The sequence below is a fragment of the Rhodococcus sp. P4_C10 genome (genome assembly GCF_056402135.1).
Genome location: NZ_JBFUHZ010000014.1, coordinates 164,835 through 178,792, shown reverse-complemented (window position 1 = coordinate 178,792; position 13,958 = coordinate 164,835). Strand labels below are relative to the sequence as shown.

Here is a 13,958-nt window from a genome sequence, read left to right as displayed (position 1 = left end):
GCGCGGCGGCGGGGGAGCGGCCGGACCGGCTGCCGGGGGTGGGGGCGGCGGTCACCGCGCCGACGCTGCCCGGGATGAGCGACGTGGAGTTGGCGGCCGCCGACGTGTGGGCCACCGGCGTCTCCCCGGGCTCGTACCCCACCCAGTTCCTGCGCCCCCAGCTCGACGCGCTGGGGGTGGTGCCGGCGTCCGGCCTGCTGGCGGTCCCCGACGGCGACCGGGTGCTGGTCGGCGGCGCGGTCACCCACCGGCAGCGCCCGGCCACCGCGGCGGGGGTCACCTTCATCAACCTCGAGGACGAGACGGGGATGGTGAACGTGGTCTGCTCGGTGGGGCTGTGGGCCCGCTACCGCACCCTCGCGCACACCGCGCCGGCGCTGTTGGTGCGCGGGCGGGTGCAGAACGCGGAGGGCGCGGTGACCGTTGTCGCGGACCGGTTGCAGCGGATGGACCTGCGGACGGCGGGCAAGTCGAGGGACTTCCGATGACCGGGCGGCGCGCCGGCTGACGGCCCGGACGGGCTGGTCGCCGCGCCCGGCCCGGGCGTCCGGCGGGGACTCCGGCCGCCGGGGGAACAGCGCACGCGAGCCGCGGGTTGATACCCCCATGGGTATAGTTGCGCCCAGCGTCTCAATACCCAAGGGGGTATCGGGGCTAGCGCGGGGCCCGGTTCGTCCGGGGCACATGTGTGACGCGCATATACCCCCACCCGTATTTTCGATCGTCTCCAAGGCAAGCGAGGTACCGATGTCCGTCACCAGCCCCGTCGGGGCACCCGAACACGCGCCGCCGGTGGGCGGCCCGCTGGCCCGCCTCGGCGCGGCCATGTCCGACCACTTCCGCTGGGTGGTCACCGCCTGGCTCGCCGTGGTGGTGCTGCTCGGCGCCGCCGCGCCGTCGGTGTTCTCCTCGCTGGCCGGCGCCGGCTGGCAGGCCAACGGCTCCGAGTCCGTCGCCGTCCGCGAGCTCGCGGAGCAGCACTTCGGCGGCGCCGGCAGCTCCGCGCTGCAGGTGGTGGTGCACTCGGACACGGTCGCGGTGGACTCGCCCGAGATGACGGCCGCGATCGCCGCCGTCACCGGGGTGCTCGCCGACGATGCGCGCATCTCCGCGGTGGTGCCCCCGCAGCCGGGTGTCAGCATCAGCCCGGACGGGCACACCGCCGTCGTGCTCGGCGGCGCGGCCGCAGACCCGGACGAGATGGTCCGGGCCGCAACCGACCTCGCCGACCCGCTGGCCGAGATTGCCGGCGACGGCATCGAGGTGTACCCGACCGGTGCGTCGGCGCTGTGGAGCGACTTCAACGCCGCCAACCACGACGCGATGATCAAGGCCGAGATGATCTCCTGGCCGGTCACCCTGGCGATCATGGTGCTGGCCTTCGGCTCGCTGGTGGCCGCCGGCCTGCCGCTGCTGCTGACCATGGCCGGCCTGGTCGCCTCCGCCGGCGCCCTGGTGCTGATCAACGAGATCGTCCCGATCTCGGTGTGGGCCATGAACTTCGCGATGATGTTCGCCCTCGCGCTGGGCATCGACTACGCGCTGTTCCTGGTGGTCCGCTTCCGGGACGCACTCCGGGGCGGGGCGAGCCGGCGGATGGCGGTCGCCGAGACCATGGACACCGCGGGCAAGGCCGTGCTGCTGTCCGGGCTGACCGTGCTGGTGAGCCTGTCCGCGGTGCTGCTGGTGCCGGCGCCCGCCGTGCGGACCATGGCCGTCGGCATCATGCTGGCGGTGGTGTTCGTGCTCGCCGCGACCCTGACGTTGCTGCCCGCCGTGCTCGGCAAGCTCGGCGAGAAGGTCAACGCCGCCGCACTGCCGTACGCCAAACGCCAGCAGGCGCACTCGCCGTGGTTCGGTGCCTGGGGCAAGGTCGTCGACCGGCGGCCCTGGCCCCTGGCGCTCGGCGCGCTCGCGGTGCTGGCGGCCCTGGCGCTGCCGGTGCTCGGGATGAAGGTCGCCATGCCGTCCATCCAGGTGGTCCCGGAGGGCGCCCCGGTGCGACAGGGCTACGCGCTGGTCCAGGAGCGGATGGGTGACGGCGTGCCGGGGACCCTGCAGATCGTCGCGTCGACCGCCGACGCCGAGGAGACCGCGCGGATCGCGTCGGCCACCGAGGGCATCGCGGCGGTCACCCCGCCGATGCCCGCCGCCGACGGCACCGACCGGGTCCTGCTGCAGGCCATCCCGACCGTCGACCCGTCGGATCCCGCGCTGGCCGGCACGCTGGACGCGCTGCGCGCCGACCTGCCCGGCTCCGCCGTGGTGGGCGGGGCCCCCGCGGAGAACCTGGACCTGCAGCAGGCCCTGAACGACTACCTGCCGATCGTGATGGCGGTGATCCTGGTGCTCGGCTTCGCGCTGTTGCTGGTTGCGCTGCGGGCGCCGGTGATCGCCTTCCTGGGCACGGTGGTGAGCCTGCTCTCGACGGCCGCCGCGTTCGGCGTGGCGACGCTGATCTTCCAGGACGGGCACCTGTCCGGGCTGCTCGGCTTCGACCCGCAGGGCTTCCTGGACGGCTGGGGCCCGGTGTTCTTCTTCGCGATGATCTTCGCGATCGCGATGGACTACACGGTGTTCCTGCTCTCGACGGTCAAGGAGCACGTCGAGCGCACCGGCGACGCCCGCGGCGCCCAGATCGAGGGCATGGCGCGCTCGGGCCGGGTGATCTTCGCGGCGGCGGCGGTCATGGTCGGGGTGTTCTTCAGCTTCGCGCTCGCGGAGCCGCTGCCGCCCAAGGAGATGGGCGTCATCCTGGGCGTCGCGGTGCTGCTCGACGCGGTCCTGGTGCGACTGGTGCTGCTGCCGGCGCTGCTGCGGCTGACCGGCCGGGCGGCGTGGTGGACCCCGCGCTGGCTGGACCGGGTGCTGCCGAGGATCTCGTTCTCGCACGGCTGACGGGCGACCACCCCGGCCGCGGCGGCTTGCCGTGGCCGGGGTCAGGTCGGCTCGGGGTCGGGGGAGTCGGACCGGTCCCCGCCGCCCTGGTCCCCGGTGCCCTGGTTTCCGGTGTCGCGGTCCTCGTCGAGGACGCTGACCGTCACCCCGTAGGGCAGGAAGCGGACCTGCCGCCTCGGGTCGGTGTTGTTCTTGTTGGCCCGCAACGCGTCGAGTTCGGTCGCGTAGACCTCGTCGACGCGCGCGGCGCCGTCGGCGGTGACGGTGTAGATCGCCCACACCCCGTCTCCGACGTCGCCGGTGGTGGTCGGGCGAGGGGACGGCCACCCGCGTCGGTCGGTGCGGTCGCCGGAGTGGCTGCTCCAGGCCGTGCCGAAGTCGAAGCCGACGTCGCCGAGCAGGCCGCCGAACTTCCCGAGGGCGTCTCGAAGTCCGTCGCCCACCTCCTTGGCCAGGCGGTCGAGGTTCTCGGGGTCGAAGCCCGAGGGTCCGTGGTCGCTCATGATCTCTCCTGTGGTGGTGCGGGGCGGGCCTCGCCTCCAGTGTGAGCGCGGCGTGGCGTCGCCGCCAGGATGGGCCCGCACGATACCCCGAGGGGTACCCTGGGGACAGTCGGTTTCGATGAACCAGATGAAGTTCGACGAACTACATGAAAGCGGAGGTGTCGGCATGACCGGAGACGAGGAGAGCATCGCCCTGGTGCTCAACAGGCTGCGGCGGGCCCAGGGGCAGCTGGCCGGCGTCATCTCGATGATCGAGAGCGGCCGCGACTGCAAGGACGTGGTCACCCAGCTCGCCGCGGTCTCCCGCGCCCTCGACCGGGCCGGCTTCAAGATCGTCGCGACCGGGCTGCGGGACTGCCTCGAGGGCACCAGCCGGGACAACCAGGCGCCGATGACCGAGGCGGAGCTCGAGAAGCTCTTCCTCGCGCTGGCGTGAGCGCCGCGATGGACGCGGGCGACTGGGACGCCCGGTACCGCGAGCGCCCCGACCCGTGGGGGCAGGATCCGGCCGGGACGATCACGCAGCGGCTCGCCGGCCGGACCCCCGGCCGGGCCGTCGACCTGGCCTGCGGCGACGGCCGGCACGCCCGCTGGCTGCGCCGGTCGGGGTGGACGGTCACCGGCGTCGACTACTCGGCGGTGGCGATCGAGCAGGCCCGCGCGACGGACCCCGACGGCGGGATCGACTGGCAGGTCGGCGATGTCACGCGGTGGACGCCGGACGGACCGGTGGACCTGGTGCTGATGAGCTTCCTGCACCTGCCGACCGACGAACTGCGCGCGCAGGTTGCCCGGGCGGCGCAGTGGCTGGACCCCGACGGCACCGTGCTCTACCTGGGGCACTCGCTGGAGAACTACCACCGCGGCGTCGGCGGCCCGCCGGACCCGGCGATCCTGCCGACCATCGCGGACCTGGCGAGCGCGGCCGAGGGTCTGCGGGTGCACGCGCTCGAGCACGTCTGCCGGCCCGCCGGGGACGGCGTCGCCGTCGACATCCTGCTCGAGGCGTCCCGCTGGGGGCTCGCGACGCACCGGTGACCCGCCGTCGCACGTACTGCACAGACCACATCGACCCGAGGACGGACATCATGGAACTGGGCATCGGAACCCGACTGACCGCACCCTTCGACGACACCGTGGAGCGCACCCGTAAGGCGCTGCAGGAGCAGGGCTTCGGGGTGCTCACCGAGATCGACATGCAGGCCACGCTGCAGGCCAAGATCGGCGAGGACATCGGCCGCTACCTGATCCTCGGGGCCTGCAACCCGCAGCTCGCGCACCGCGCGGTCGGCGTCAACCGCCAGATCGGCCTGCTGCTGCCCTGCAACGTCGTGGTCCGCGAGGACGGCGGCGACGTGGTGGTGGAGGCGATGAATCCAGAGCTGATGGTGCAGGTGTCCGGTGACCCGGAACTGCGGTCCGTGGCCGACGACGCGACCGCCCGGTTGCGCTCCGCGATCGCCACTCTTGCGGGCTGACCCGCGGCCCCGGAACGCCGGGTAGCAGTATGTAACTCCGTGGCGCGGTGGAGAATCGACTCCACCGGCTGCGGTCGTCGCTATTTGGTCGTCACCGAACGGGGTTAAATCGCATGTCCGTGGGAATTGGGCTCAGGGTCGGCAGCATCGTGTCGACGACGGTGGTCGCGGCGAACGACGCGGGCACCCCGGACCCGGCGGTCATCGCCCGCGACACCGTGCTCTACGTGTACCCGGACGGCGGCACCGTCCTCGGTGGGGCGGAACCGCTCGAGGAGGGCGCCGAGCACAGCAGCACCGTCTCCGGGTTCCTCGCGCGAGTCGGCGACCCGGACGGCGTCACGGGCAGCGACGGCACCCGGTACCGGGCCGAGGACGTCGTCGCCAGCGCGCTGCGCAGCCTGCTCCGTGAGTGCGAGCCGCTGCCGTCGTCCGGGGGACGCACCGGCGGCACCCCGGACGTGGTGGCCGCCTACCCGTCGCGCTGGGACGCCGAGATCGTCTCGGAGCTGCGTGAGGCGCTGGACTATGCGGGCCTGCAGCAGGTGTCGCTGGTCTCGGACGCCGAGGCGACCAGCGCCTGGTTCGCGTCGGAGATCGCCGATCGGCCCGGTCAGCTGGTCGGCACCTATCACGTCGACGACGGGGGTGCCACGCTCACGCTGGTGCGTGCGGGCAGCGTCGTCGGCCGCTCGTTCCGGTTCCCCGCCGGGAGCGGCTCGTCGCCGACCTCGCAGCTCTCCAGCGCGCTGGGCGCGTTCGGCTGGCTGCCGTCGAACCTGGACGCGGTCGTGGTGACCGGTGACGGCCTGGTCGCCCGGGACGCCGACGCCCTGCGCGGCCTGGCCGACTCGATCACCCAGAAGTTCGGCGTGCGCTGCGTCGTCGGCCCCGGACCGGAGCAGGCGGCCGCGCTCGGTGCCGCGGTCCTGGCGGCGGGCTTCAGCCCCGCCGTCCAACCCAAGCGGCCGATCGGGCTGCCGCCGTCCTACGACGTCACCGAGGTGTTCGCGGCGATCCCCGGCCGCAAGGTGGTGGGGCTGGAGGCGGGCGCCGAGCCGCCGGTGGCGACGGCGACGGTGGCCTCCGTCGAGGCGGCGTCGGACGACGCGACCGCGGACGTCGACGAGGCCGAGCCCGGCAAGTCCGCCTCACGCAGGCTGCCCGTCGTCCTCGCGGCGGTGGTGGTCGTGGTGCTGCTACTCGCCGGGGCCGCGGTACTGCTGCTCTAGCGCGAGACGGGAGCGGCGGCGGGCGCGGCGGCGTTGCCGGCCGCTCCCAGCAGCGTCCCGGTCCACAGCCCGCGTGCGGTGTGCGCGGCCACCACGCCCCAGATGCCGAGCAGCAGGGCCAGCAGGGCCACCGACAACCACTGGACGGCAACGGAACCGGTGGCGATCCCCAGCGCACCCGCGCCGCCCGCGCAGGTGCCGATCGGGAACGTGAAGCTCCACCAGGTCATGGTGAAGTGCAGGCCGCGGGCGAGGGCGCGGGCGGTCAGCAGGCAGGCGTAGCCGAACGCGAGCACCCCGGCGCCGCCGACCACCGTGCCGTACCCGACCCCGAACGCGTGCAGTGCGGCGGCCGTGTCGGGGCCGACCGCGTCGGCGGAGGCCCGGCCCAGCAGGTTCGCCGCGGCCACCGACTGGCCGATCACGCCCAACGGGATCCACACGGTCGGCATGGCCTGCAGCGCGGGCAGTCCGTTCCGACGCGCGTGGCCGACCACCGCCACCATCACCGTGGCCGCGGCGACCAGGGTCGCCGAGAACAGGGCGTAGCAGGCGATCAGCATGGCCAGTCGCGCCTGCCCGGCCGGCAGGTGCCCGATCAACGCGGCCCCGGTCGCGGCGGAGACCATCGGCGGCACCACCGGCATCAGCCAGGCAGGCGTCGGGGTGCCCGCCACCATGCGCGGCGGGATGAGCACCGCCACCGTCACGCCGACGACCGTGCCGACCACCCACAGGGCCAGCGCGATCGCCGCGGCCGGCCGAACGCCGATCAGGTCCGCCCCGGCCCCGAGGGTGCCGGCGCCGACGGTGAGGATGCCCATCGACACGGCGCCGAAGAACGGCGCGGTGCCCGGATTGCGGGCGTGGCCGAGGGCGTGCTCGCGGTGCCGCAGCCACAGCGTGGCGAACGCGACGGTGAGCACCGTCAGTTCCGCGACGGCGAGCAGCCAGAACGCGTGCGCGACGACCCGGCGACCCGGCAGGTCCACCGGCAGCGCCGCCGCGCCCACCGCGATGATCCCGGTGCCCATCACCACGGCGAACCAGTTCGGGGTGAGCCGGGCCAGCGCGGGCGCCGACTGGGGCGCGGGGAGGCGGGCGGGGGCCGCGGCGGCGGTGGTGAGCATGGCCTCAAGCCTGCTTGATCCGCGTCGTGCCAGGTAGAGGCCTTGTCGTTGCGCGCTCACAATTTCTGCTTGTGACGGATTATCCTGGTGTGATGCCGCTCTCGCCCCGAGTCCCCGAACTCGCCGCCCTCGATGTGCTGGTGTCCGTCGCGCGGCTGGGCAGCATGGGCGCCGCCGGTCGCGAGCACGGGCTCAGTCAGCAGGCGGTCAGCGCGCGGGTCCGTTCCGCCGAACGTCAGCTCGGGATCAGGGTCTTCGACCGCGCGCCCACCGGCGTGACCCCCACCTACGAGGGTGGGCTGGTGCTCGAGTGGGCCAGCGGCACGCTGACCGCCGCCGAGCACCTGGCGTCGGGCATCTCGGCCCTGCGGGGCGAACGCGAGGCGAACCTGACCGTCGCGGCCAGCATGACGATCGCCGAGTACCTGGTGCCGGGTTGGACGGTGACCATGCGCCGCAAGAACCCGACGGTGGTCACCTCGGTGCGGTTGCTGAACTCCGCCGACGTCGCCACGCAGGTGCTCGCGGGGGACGCCGACCTCGGGTTCGTCGAGGGTCCGGAGGTACCGGTCGGGCTGGACTCGCGGGAGGTCGCCCGGGACGAGCTCGTGGTGATCGTGCCGCCGGGACACCCGTGGTCGCGGTCCGGGCCGATCGCCCCGGCCGAGCTGGCCCGCACCCCGCTGATCCAGCGCGAGTTCGGGTCCGGCACCCGCACGACCCTGGAGCAGGCGATACCCGACTGCGTGGACCCGCTGCTCGAGCTGACCTCGTGCACCGCCGTCAAGGCAGCCGTGGTCGCGGGCAACGCGCCCGCGGTGGTGTCGTCGCTGGCGGTGGCCGCGGACCTGACCGACGGGCGGCTGGTCGCCGTCGAGGTCGACGGGCTGCGGCTGCCCCGGCGGCTGCTCGCGGTGTGGTCCGCCGGCCGCGAACTGCGCGGCCCGGCCCGCGACTTCCTCGACATCGCGGCGGGGTGAGCGAGGTGCGGGACTGACCGGTGCCGGGCCGGGTCTCAGACGCCGCCCGCGAACCCGTGCTGGCGCCAGGCCTCGTAGACCGCGACCGCGGCCGCGTTGGACAGGTTGAGCGAGCGCCGGCCCGGGATCATCGGGATCCGCAGCTGGGTGGTGACGTGCGGGTCGGCCAGCACCTCCTCCGGCAGCCCGGTGGGCTCGGGACCGAAGAGCAGCACGTCGCCGGGCAGGTAGGCGACGTCCGCGAACGAGGTCTCCGCGTGCGCGGTGAACGCGAACACCCGCTCCGGCGCCAGCGCGGTCCAGGCCGCGTCGAGGTTCTCGTGCACCGTCACCGAGGCGAGGTCGTGGTAGTCGAGGCCGGCGCGACGCAGTTTCGGCTCGGACAGGTCGAAGCCGAGCGGCCCGACCAGGTGCAGCTCGCAGCCCGTGCCGGCGACCATCCGGATGGCGTTGCCCGTGTTGGGCGGGATCTTGGGCTCGAGGAACATCAGTCGGAACACAACGGGACTGTACCCGCCCCGGCGCGGCGCCAGCCTTCACACAGAGGTCGCGTGCTCGGCAGAATTCGGCTGCCGACGGTGACGGCTGGGGACGGGCTTGCGGCATTCGGGCGCCGTCGAGATTCCGTCCGGTTGTGCGATGCTCGACCACAGATCGAACCCCGTTGGCGGACCCGCCCAAGTCAAAGGAGCCCGATGATGAAGGCAATCCAGTACACCAGGATCGGCGCGGAGCCGGAACTGGTCGAGATCCCGACACCGGAACCGGGACCGGGTGAGGTCCTGCTGCAGGTCACCGCGGCAGGCGTCTGCCACTCCGACGAGTTCATCATGGGCCTGCCCGCCGAACAGTTCCGCCACGACCTGCCGATGACACTCGGCCACGAGGGCGCCGGCCGAGTGGCCGCCGTCGGCGCCGGGGTCACCGATCTCGAGATCGGCACGAATGTCGTGGTGTACGGGCCGTGGGGCTGCGGGACGTGCTGGCACTGCGCGCAGGGACTCGAAAACTACTGTTCTCGCGCAAAGGAACTCGGTATCTCCCCGCCGGGTCTGGGCGCGCCGGGAGCGATCGCCGAGTACATGGTCGTCGACTCGCCGCGGCATCTGGTGCCGATCGGCGACCTCGACCCCGTCACCACCGTCCCGCTGACCGACGCCGGACTCACCCCGTACCACGCGATCAAACGGTCGCTCGGCAAACTGCGTGCCGGTTCCAGTGCGGTCGTGATCGGCACCGGGGGATTGGGGCACGTCGGGATCCAGCTGCTGCGTCATCTGTCTCCCGCGCGTGTCATCGCGCTGGACGTCAGCGAGGAGAAGCTGCAGTTCGCGCGCGAGGTCGGCGCGCACGAGGCGGTGCTCTCGGATGCCGACGCCGCGGCGAACGTCCGGAAGATCACCGGACCCGCAGGTGCTGCCCTTGTCCTCGACTTCGTGGGGATTCAACCGACGCTCGACGTCGCGACCGCCGTCGCCGGGGTCGGGTCGGACGTCACCATCGTCGGGCTCGGCGACGGGAAGTCCGCGGCCCGTGTCGGCTTCCACACCGGGGCATTCGAGACGAACGTCGCGTCCCCGTACTGGGGTTCGCGTAGCGAGCTCATCGAGCTGGTCGACCTCGCTCACCAGGGGGTCCTCGAGATCGCCGTCGAGCGGTTCACCCTCGACGACGGGGTCGAGGCATACCGCCGACTCGCCGCCGGCACGTTGCGCGGCCGGGCGGTCATCGTGCCTTGAGCGGAGCCGTAGATCCCGCCTCGGTGCCGCCGGAAGGGGATTAGCAGACGTCGCCCGAGCCGGTATCGGCCACCGGTGCTCGTCGGCCTGGACGCTGCCAGGCAGGATCGGGGCATGGCACAGGAACCCGAGCAGATCGTCGGCGAGGACTACTCGGACGCGCGGCTGCCGCGCCAGCACTGGCAGGACCGGCACTACACCGGCTGCAATTTCCGCGACGCCGACCTGAGCGAGCTGCGCACCGAGCGGGTGGTCTTCACCGACTGCGACTTCACCGGCGCCGACCTGACCGGCTCGCACCACGAGGCGAGCGCATTCCGGTCCTGCACGTTCACCCGGACCAGGCTCTGGCACAGCACCTTCCGGTCCTCGACCCTGCTCGGCTCGAGCTTCGTGGACTGCCGGCTGCGGCCCATCGTGTTCGAGGACGTGGACTTCACGCTGGCTTCCCTCGGCCGTGCGGACCTGCGTGGGGCGGACCTGACCGACTGTCGGCTGCGCGAGGCGAACCTGGTGGAGGCGGACCTGCGCAAGGCGGTGCTGCAGTCGGCGGACCTGAACGGTGCCCGCACCGCGGGCCTGCGGCTCGAGGGGGCGGACCTGCGCGGCGCGCGCGTCGACGCCGCCCTGTGGACCAGCGCAAAGCTGGACCAGGCGAAGATCGAGATGACGCAGGCGATCGCGATGGCGTCCGCGCTGGGCCTGGTCGTCGAGCCCTAGCGGCTATCGATCCGCCGCGACCGCGGTGTCCCGGGTCGCGGTGGCAACCAGGTCCGTCGGTTCGGCGAGTTGACCACACTCGCGGCCGGACGGACCTGGGCTGAGCTGAATCCGGTGCTCTACCCCGAAGGCTGACGAACCTGGCCGGTCAGCGCACGAACTCGCGCGCCAGCAGGTCCATCAGCAGGCCGTCGGCCCAGCTGCCGTCGTGGTTCATCTCGTACTCCCGCATCACCCCGACGTCCTTGAACCCGACCTTGCGGTAGCAGGCGATCGCGGGGGTGTTGGCGGCCTTCGGGTCGATGACCAGCCGGTGGTAGCGGTGGTCGTCGATCAGGTGTGCGCACAGCACCCGCACCACCTCGGTGCCGAGACCGCGGCCCTGGGTCTCGGGGGCGAGGAACAGGTCCAGGCCGGCGTGCCGGTAGTCCGGGTCCGGCTCGAAGTACCACTGGGCGAACCCGACGACCTGATCATCCTCGAGCACCGTGTACTTGACGGTGTCCGGCTCCTGCACCTCCGGCCAGTCGTCGTCGGGCATCTGCCACCACTTGCGCACCTCGGGCTGCCGGTGGATCTCGCGCAGCCGGGCGCGGTGCTCGGGTCGCAGCGGCGTCAACAGGACCCGCGGGCCGTGCAGTTCTGGGGCAACTTTCGGAGTCGGTGCCATGCTCTCAGTCTTACCTGAAACAATGGCGGTCGTGACTGCGACGATCCTGGATGGCAAGGCAACCCGCGACGAGATCTTCATCGACCTGAAGGCCAGGGTCGACGCCCTGCGTGCCCGGGGGATCACCCCCGGACTGGGCACCGTGCTGGTGGGTGACGATCCCGGATCGGCGTCCTACGTGCGCGGCAAGCACAGCGACTGCGAGAAGGTCGGGATCACCTCGATCCGGCGCGACCTGCCCGCGGACGTGACCCAGGCCGAGCTCGAGGCCACCATCGACGAGCTCAACGCCAATCCCGAGTGCACCGGGTACATCGTGCAGCTGCCGCTGCCCAAGCACCTCGACGAGAACGCCGCGCTCGAGCGCATCGACCCCGACAAGGACGCCGACGGCCTGCACCCGGTCAACCTCGGCCGCCTCGTGCTCGGCAAGGAGGCGACGCTGCCCTGCACCCCGCGCGGTGTCGTGCACCTGCTGCGTCGCTACAACGTGCCGATCGACGGTGCCCACGTCACCGTCGTCGGCCGCGGCGTCACCATCGGCCGCCCGATCGGGCTGCTGCTGACCCGTCGCAGCGAGAACGCGACCGTCACCCTCTGCCACACCGGGACCAAGGACCTGGCCGCCGAGGTGCGGCGCGCCGACATCGTCGTCGCCGCCGCCGGCGTGGCCGGTCTGATCACCGCGGACATGGTCAGGCCGGGCGCCGCGGTGATCGACGTGGGCGTCAGCCGCACCGCGGAGGGCCTGCGCGGCGACGTCGCCGACGACGTCCGGGAGGTCGCGGGCTTCCTGTCCCCGAACCCCGGTGGTGTCGGCCCCCTGACCCGGGCGTTCCTGCTGAGCAATGTCGTCGAGCGCGCGGAGCAGCTCGCGGCCGGTTCGGCGTAGTCCACGTGACCGCTGCCCGGTCGTCGACCACCAACGGCTGGCTCCGGCTCGCCCGCCGGAACCTGCCGTTGCTGGCGGTGCTCGCCGTGGTGCTGGTCGCCGCCGTGTTCGTGCTGGCCGACCGGTGGCGCCGAGGCGCCTTCGTCTTCGGGCTCGCGACGCTGGTCGCGGCGGGCTTCCGGTTGTGCCTGGCGCCCGAGGACGTCGGGGTGCTGGCGGTGCGTGGTCAGCGCTTCGACGTGGCCGCGATGACGACGGTCGGTGTCGCGATCGTGTGGTTGTCGGTCTCGATCGACCCCCTGGGCACCGGCTGAGCCGCGCCTGAGTCGCCGGTTGCGCGCCTGGACGAGCAGCCGAAGGCGTTCCGGTGCTGCCGCCGTGGCGGCGGCAGCACCGGCGGCACCTCGTCGTTTACGGGGCGGTGCGTCCGACCCTGGCCAGCGCCAGGGTCTCGCCCATCAGCTCGGTGACCCACTCGACCTCGGTGAGGAAGCCGTCGTGCCCGGCCGGCGAGTGCACCACCCGAATACCGTCGCAACCCGGCAGCAGCTCCGCCATGGCCTGGGCCTGGTGCAGCGGGATGATCCGGTCCGAGTCGATGGCGCCGACGACCACCGGGACCGGGGTCGACCGCAGGGCAGCTTCGATGCCGCCGCGGCCGCGACCGACGTCGTGCTTGTTGGCGCAGTGGGTGAGGGCAACGAAGGAGCCGGCGTCGAACGTCGACACCAGCTTGTTCGCGTGGTACTCGAGGTAGCTCTGGACCGCGTAGCGGCCGCCGTTCCAGATGTCCTCGCCATCCTGCGCGGTATTCGCGAACTGGTCGTCCATGGCCGCCGCGCCGCGGTAGGTCAGGTGGGCGAACCGGCGGGCGATGTTCAGGCCGTTGTCGGGCGAGACGCCGGTGCCGTAGTAGTCGCCGCCGTGCCAGTTCGGGTCCGCGGCGATGACGTCGATCTGGGCGGTGTGGCCGCCGATCTGGTCCGCGGTCGCGCGGGGACTGACCGCGAGGAGCAGCGCCGAGCGGATCCGGTCGGGGTGGCCGATCATCCATTCGAGGGTGCGCATGCCGCCCAACGAGCCGCCGATGACGGTCGCGAACTGTGCGATCCCCAGGGTGTCCGCCAGCACGCGCTCCGCCTCGACCTGATCGCGGATGGAGATCGCGGGGAAACGCGATCCCCAGATCTGTCCGTCCGGTGCGGGCGTGCTCGGTCCGGTCGTTCCGCGGCAGCTGCCGAGCACGTTGGTGACGAGCACGCACCACTCGTCGGTGTCGATCGGCGCACCCGGACCGACCATGCCGTTCCACCACCCGGCGGTGACGTGGTCGGGACCGGCCGGGCCGGTGACGTGCGAGTCACCAGTCAGCGCGTGCTCGATCAGCACGATGTTGTCCAGATTCGGGCTCGGGGTGCCCCAGCACTGCATCGCGATGGTCACGTCCGGCAGCACCGCACCACTCTCGAGCTGTAGCGCACCGATGTCGATACTGGTCAGGCTTCCGTCCGACGGGGGGAACGGCGCGAAGGCCCGGGCACCGGCCGCGGACGCCGCGACGTCGTCACGCCCGGTCGGGGGCGTTGCCACCTCGGTCTGCGGCGAGGCGGGCGTAGAGCTGGGTTGAATCACAGTTGAGCGCACCGGGCCGATGGTAGTGACCCGGTACGTCGGTGGAGGCGCAATCAGCCAATTCTGGCCGACCGTCCAGCAAAT

At 72.5% G+C, this 13,958-nt stretch carries 16 protein-coding genes; 11 read left to right on the top strand and 5 right to left on the bottom strand.

Translation table 11 applies throughout. The annotated features are described in order from the left end of the window. Together AC1DWC_RS12445 and AC1DWC_RS12440 are read left to right on the top strand one after the other, a co-directional pair. Positions 1-488, top strand: a 488-nt coding sequence (locus AC1DWC_RS12445) for an OB-fold nucleic acid binding domain-containing protein (protein ID WP_477908415.1), incomplete at its 5' end; no start/stop codon positions are given. 259 nt (positions 489-747) lie between these two features. Beyond that, positions 748-2,898 carry an MMPL family transporter gene (locus AC1DWC_RS12440; protein ID WP_477908413.1) on the top strand — a complete coding sequence of 717 codons (2,151 nt, stop codon included), beginning with the start codon at positions 748-750 and terminating at the stop codon, positions 2,896-2,898. 41 nt (positions 2,899-2,939) lie between these two features. On the opposite strand, the gene AC1DWC_RS12435 is transcribed toward AC1DWC_RS12440, so the two are convergent. Continuing rightward, positions 2,940-3,401 carry a hypothetical protein gene (locus AC1DWC_RS12435; RefSeq protein WP_477908411.1) on the bottom strand — a complete coding sequence of 154 codons (462 nt, stop codon included), beginning with the start codon at positions 3,399-3,401 and terminating at the stop codon, positions 2,940-2,942. A 166-nt stretch (positions 3,402-3,567) separates the two neighbouring features. Here AC1DWC_RS12435 and AC1DWC_RS12430 point away from each other — a divergent pair, with 166 nt between their 5' ends. The 4 genes from AC1DWC_RS12430 to AC1DWC_RS12415 all read left to right on the top strand — a co-directional run bounded on the left by AC1DWC_RS12430 (position 3,568) and on the right by AC1DWC_RS12415 (position 6,111). Next, positions 3,568-3,837, top strand: coding sequence for a metal-sensitive transcriptional regulator (locus tag AC1DWC_RS12430; protein ID WP_072843816.1), 270 nt, complete (start codon positions 3,568-3,570; stop codon positions 3,835-3,837). Then, positions 3,834-4,439: a class I SAM-dependent methyltransferase gene (locus AC1DWC_RS12425; RefSeq protein ID WP_477908409.1), complete on the top strand. Its 606-nt coding sequence runs from the start codon at positions 3,834-3,836 to the stop codon at positions 4,437-4,439. The genes AC1DWC_RS12430 and AC1DWC_RS12425 overlap by 4 nt, the downstream gene beginning before the upstream one ends. A gap of 50 nt (positions 4,440-4,489) precedes the next feature. After that, entirely contained in the window at positions 4,490-4,879 is a 390-nt protein-coding gene (locus AC1DWC_RS12420; RefSeq protein WP_477908407.1) for a DUF302 domain-containing protein, read from the top strand. Between the two features lie 113 nt (positions 4,880-4,992). After that, positions 4,993-6,111, top strand: a complete 1,119-nt coding sequence (locus AC1DWC_RS12415) for a DUF7159 family protein (protein WP_477842820.1) — start codon at positions 4,993-4,995, stop codon at positions 6,109-6,111. On the opposite strand, the gene AC1DWC_RS12410 is transcribed toward AC1DWC_RS12415, so the two are convergent. Then, a complete protein-coding gene (locus tag AC1DWC_RS12410) occupies positions 6,108-7,241 on the bottom strand; it encodes an SLAC1 family transporter (RefSeq protein WP_477908405.1) in 1,134 nt (377 codons plus the stop codon). The two genes, AC1DWC_RS12415 and AC1DWC_RS12410, sit on opposite strands and share 4 nt — an antisense overlap. Positions 7,242-7,333: 92 nt before the next feature. Between AC1DWC_RS12410 and AC1DWC_RS12405 the strand changes: the two genes are divergently transcribed. Continuing rightward, positions 7,334-8,221, top strand: a complete 888-nt coding sequence (locus tag AC1DWC_RS12405; protein WP_477842816.1) for a LysR family transcriptional regulator — start codon at positions 7,334-7,336, stop codon at positions 8,219-8,221. A 35-nt stretch (positions 8,222-8,256) separates the two neighbouring features. On the opposite strand, the gene AC1DWC_RS12400 is transcribed toward AC1DWC_RS12405, so the two are convergent. Then, positions 8,257-8,721, bottom strand: a complete 465-nt coding sequence (locus AC1DWC_RS12400; protein ID WP_072843722.1) for a tRNA (cytidine(34)-2'-O)-methyltransferase — start codon at positions 8,719-8,721, stop codon at positions 8,257-8,259. Between the two features lie 198 nt (positions 8,722-8,919). Here AC1DWC_RS12400 and AC1DWC_RS12395 point away from each other — a divergent pair, with 198 nt between their 5' ends. Further along, entirely contained in the window at positions 8,920-9,960 is a 1,041-nt protein-coding gene (locus tag AC1DWC_RS12395; RefSeq protein WP_477908435.1) for an NAD(P)-dependent alcohol dehydrogenase, read from the top strand. A 114-nt stretch (positions 9,961-10,074) separates the two neighbouring features. Further along, the gene (locus tag AC1DWC_RS12390) at positions 10,075-10,680 is read left to right on the top strand and encodes a pentapeptide repeat-containing protein (RefSeq protein WP_477908403.1); all 606 of its coding nucleotides are present in this window, start codon (positions 10,075-10,077) and stop codon (positions 10,678-10,680) included. A 148-nt stretch (positions 10,681-10,828) separates the two neighbouring features. On the opposite strand, the gene AC1DWC_RS12385 is transcribed toward AC1DWC_RS12390, so the two are convergent. Further along, complete coding sequence (locus AC1DWC_RS12385; protein ID WP_477842808.1) at positions 10,829-11,350, bottom strand: GNAT family N-acetyltransferase; 522 nt, start codon at positions 11,348-11,350, stop codon at positions 10,829-10,831. Between the two features lie 31 nt (positions 11,351-11,381). On the opposite strand from AC1DWC_RS12385, the gene AC1DWC_RS12380 reads away from it, so the two are divergent. Together AC1DWC_RS12380 and AC1DWC_RS12375 are read left to right on the top strand one after the other, a co-directional pair. Next, positions 11,382-12,242: a bifunctional methylenetetrahydrofolate dehydrogenase/methenyltetrahydrofolate cyclohydrolase gene (locus AC1DWC_RS12380; protein ID WP_477908401.1), complete on the top strand. Its 861-nt coding sequence runs from the start codon at positions 11,382-11,384 to the stop codon at positions 12,240-12,242. 5 nt (positions 12,243-12,247) lie between these two features. After that, positions 12,248-12,556: a DUF3017 domain-containing protein gene (locus AC1DWC_RS12375; protein WP_072843716.1), complete on the top strand. Its 309-nt coding sequence runs from the start codon at positions 12,248-12,250 to the stop codon at positions 12,554-12,556. A 97-nt stretch (positions 12,557-12,653) separates the two neighbouring features. On the opposite strand, the gene metX is transcribed toward AC1DWC_RS12375, so the two are convergent. After that, the gene (gene metX, locus AC1DWC_RS12370; protein WP_477908433.1) at positions 12,654-13,832 is read right to left on the bottom strand and encodes a homoserine O-acetyltransferase MetX; all 1,179 of its coding nucleotides are present in this window, start codon (positions 13,830-13,832) and stop codon (positions 12,654-12,656) included. Positions 13,833-13,958: the final 126 nt, after the last annotated feature.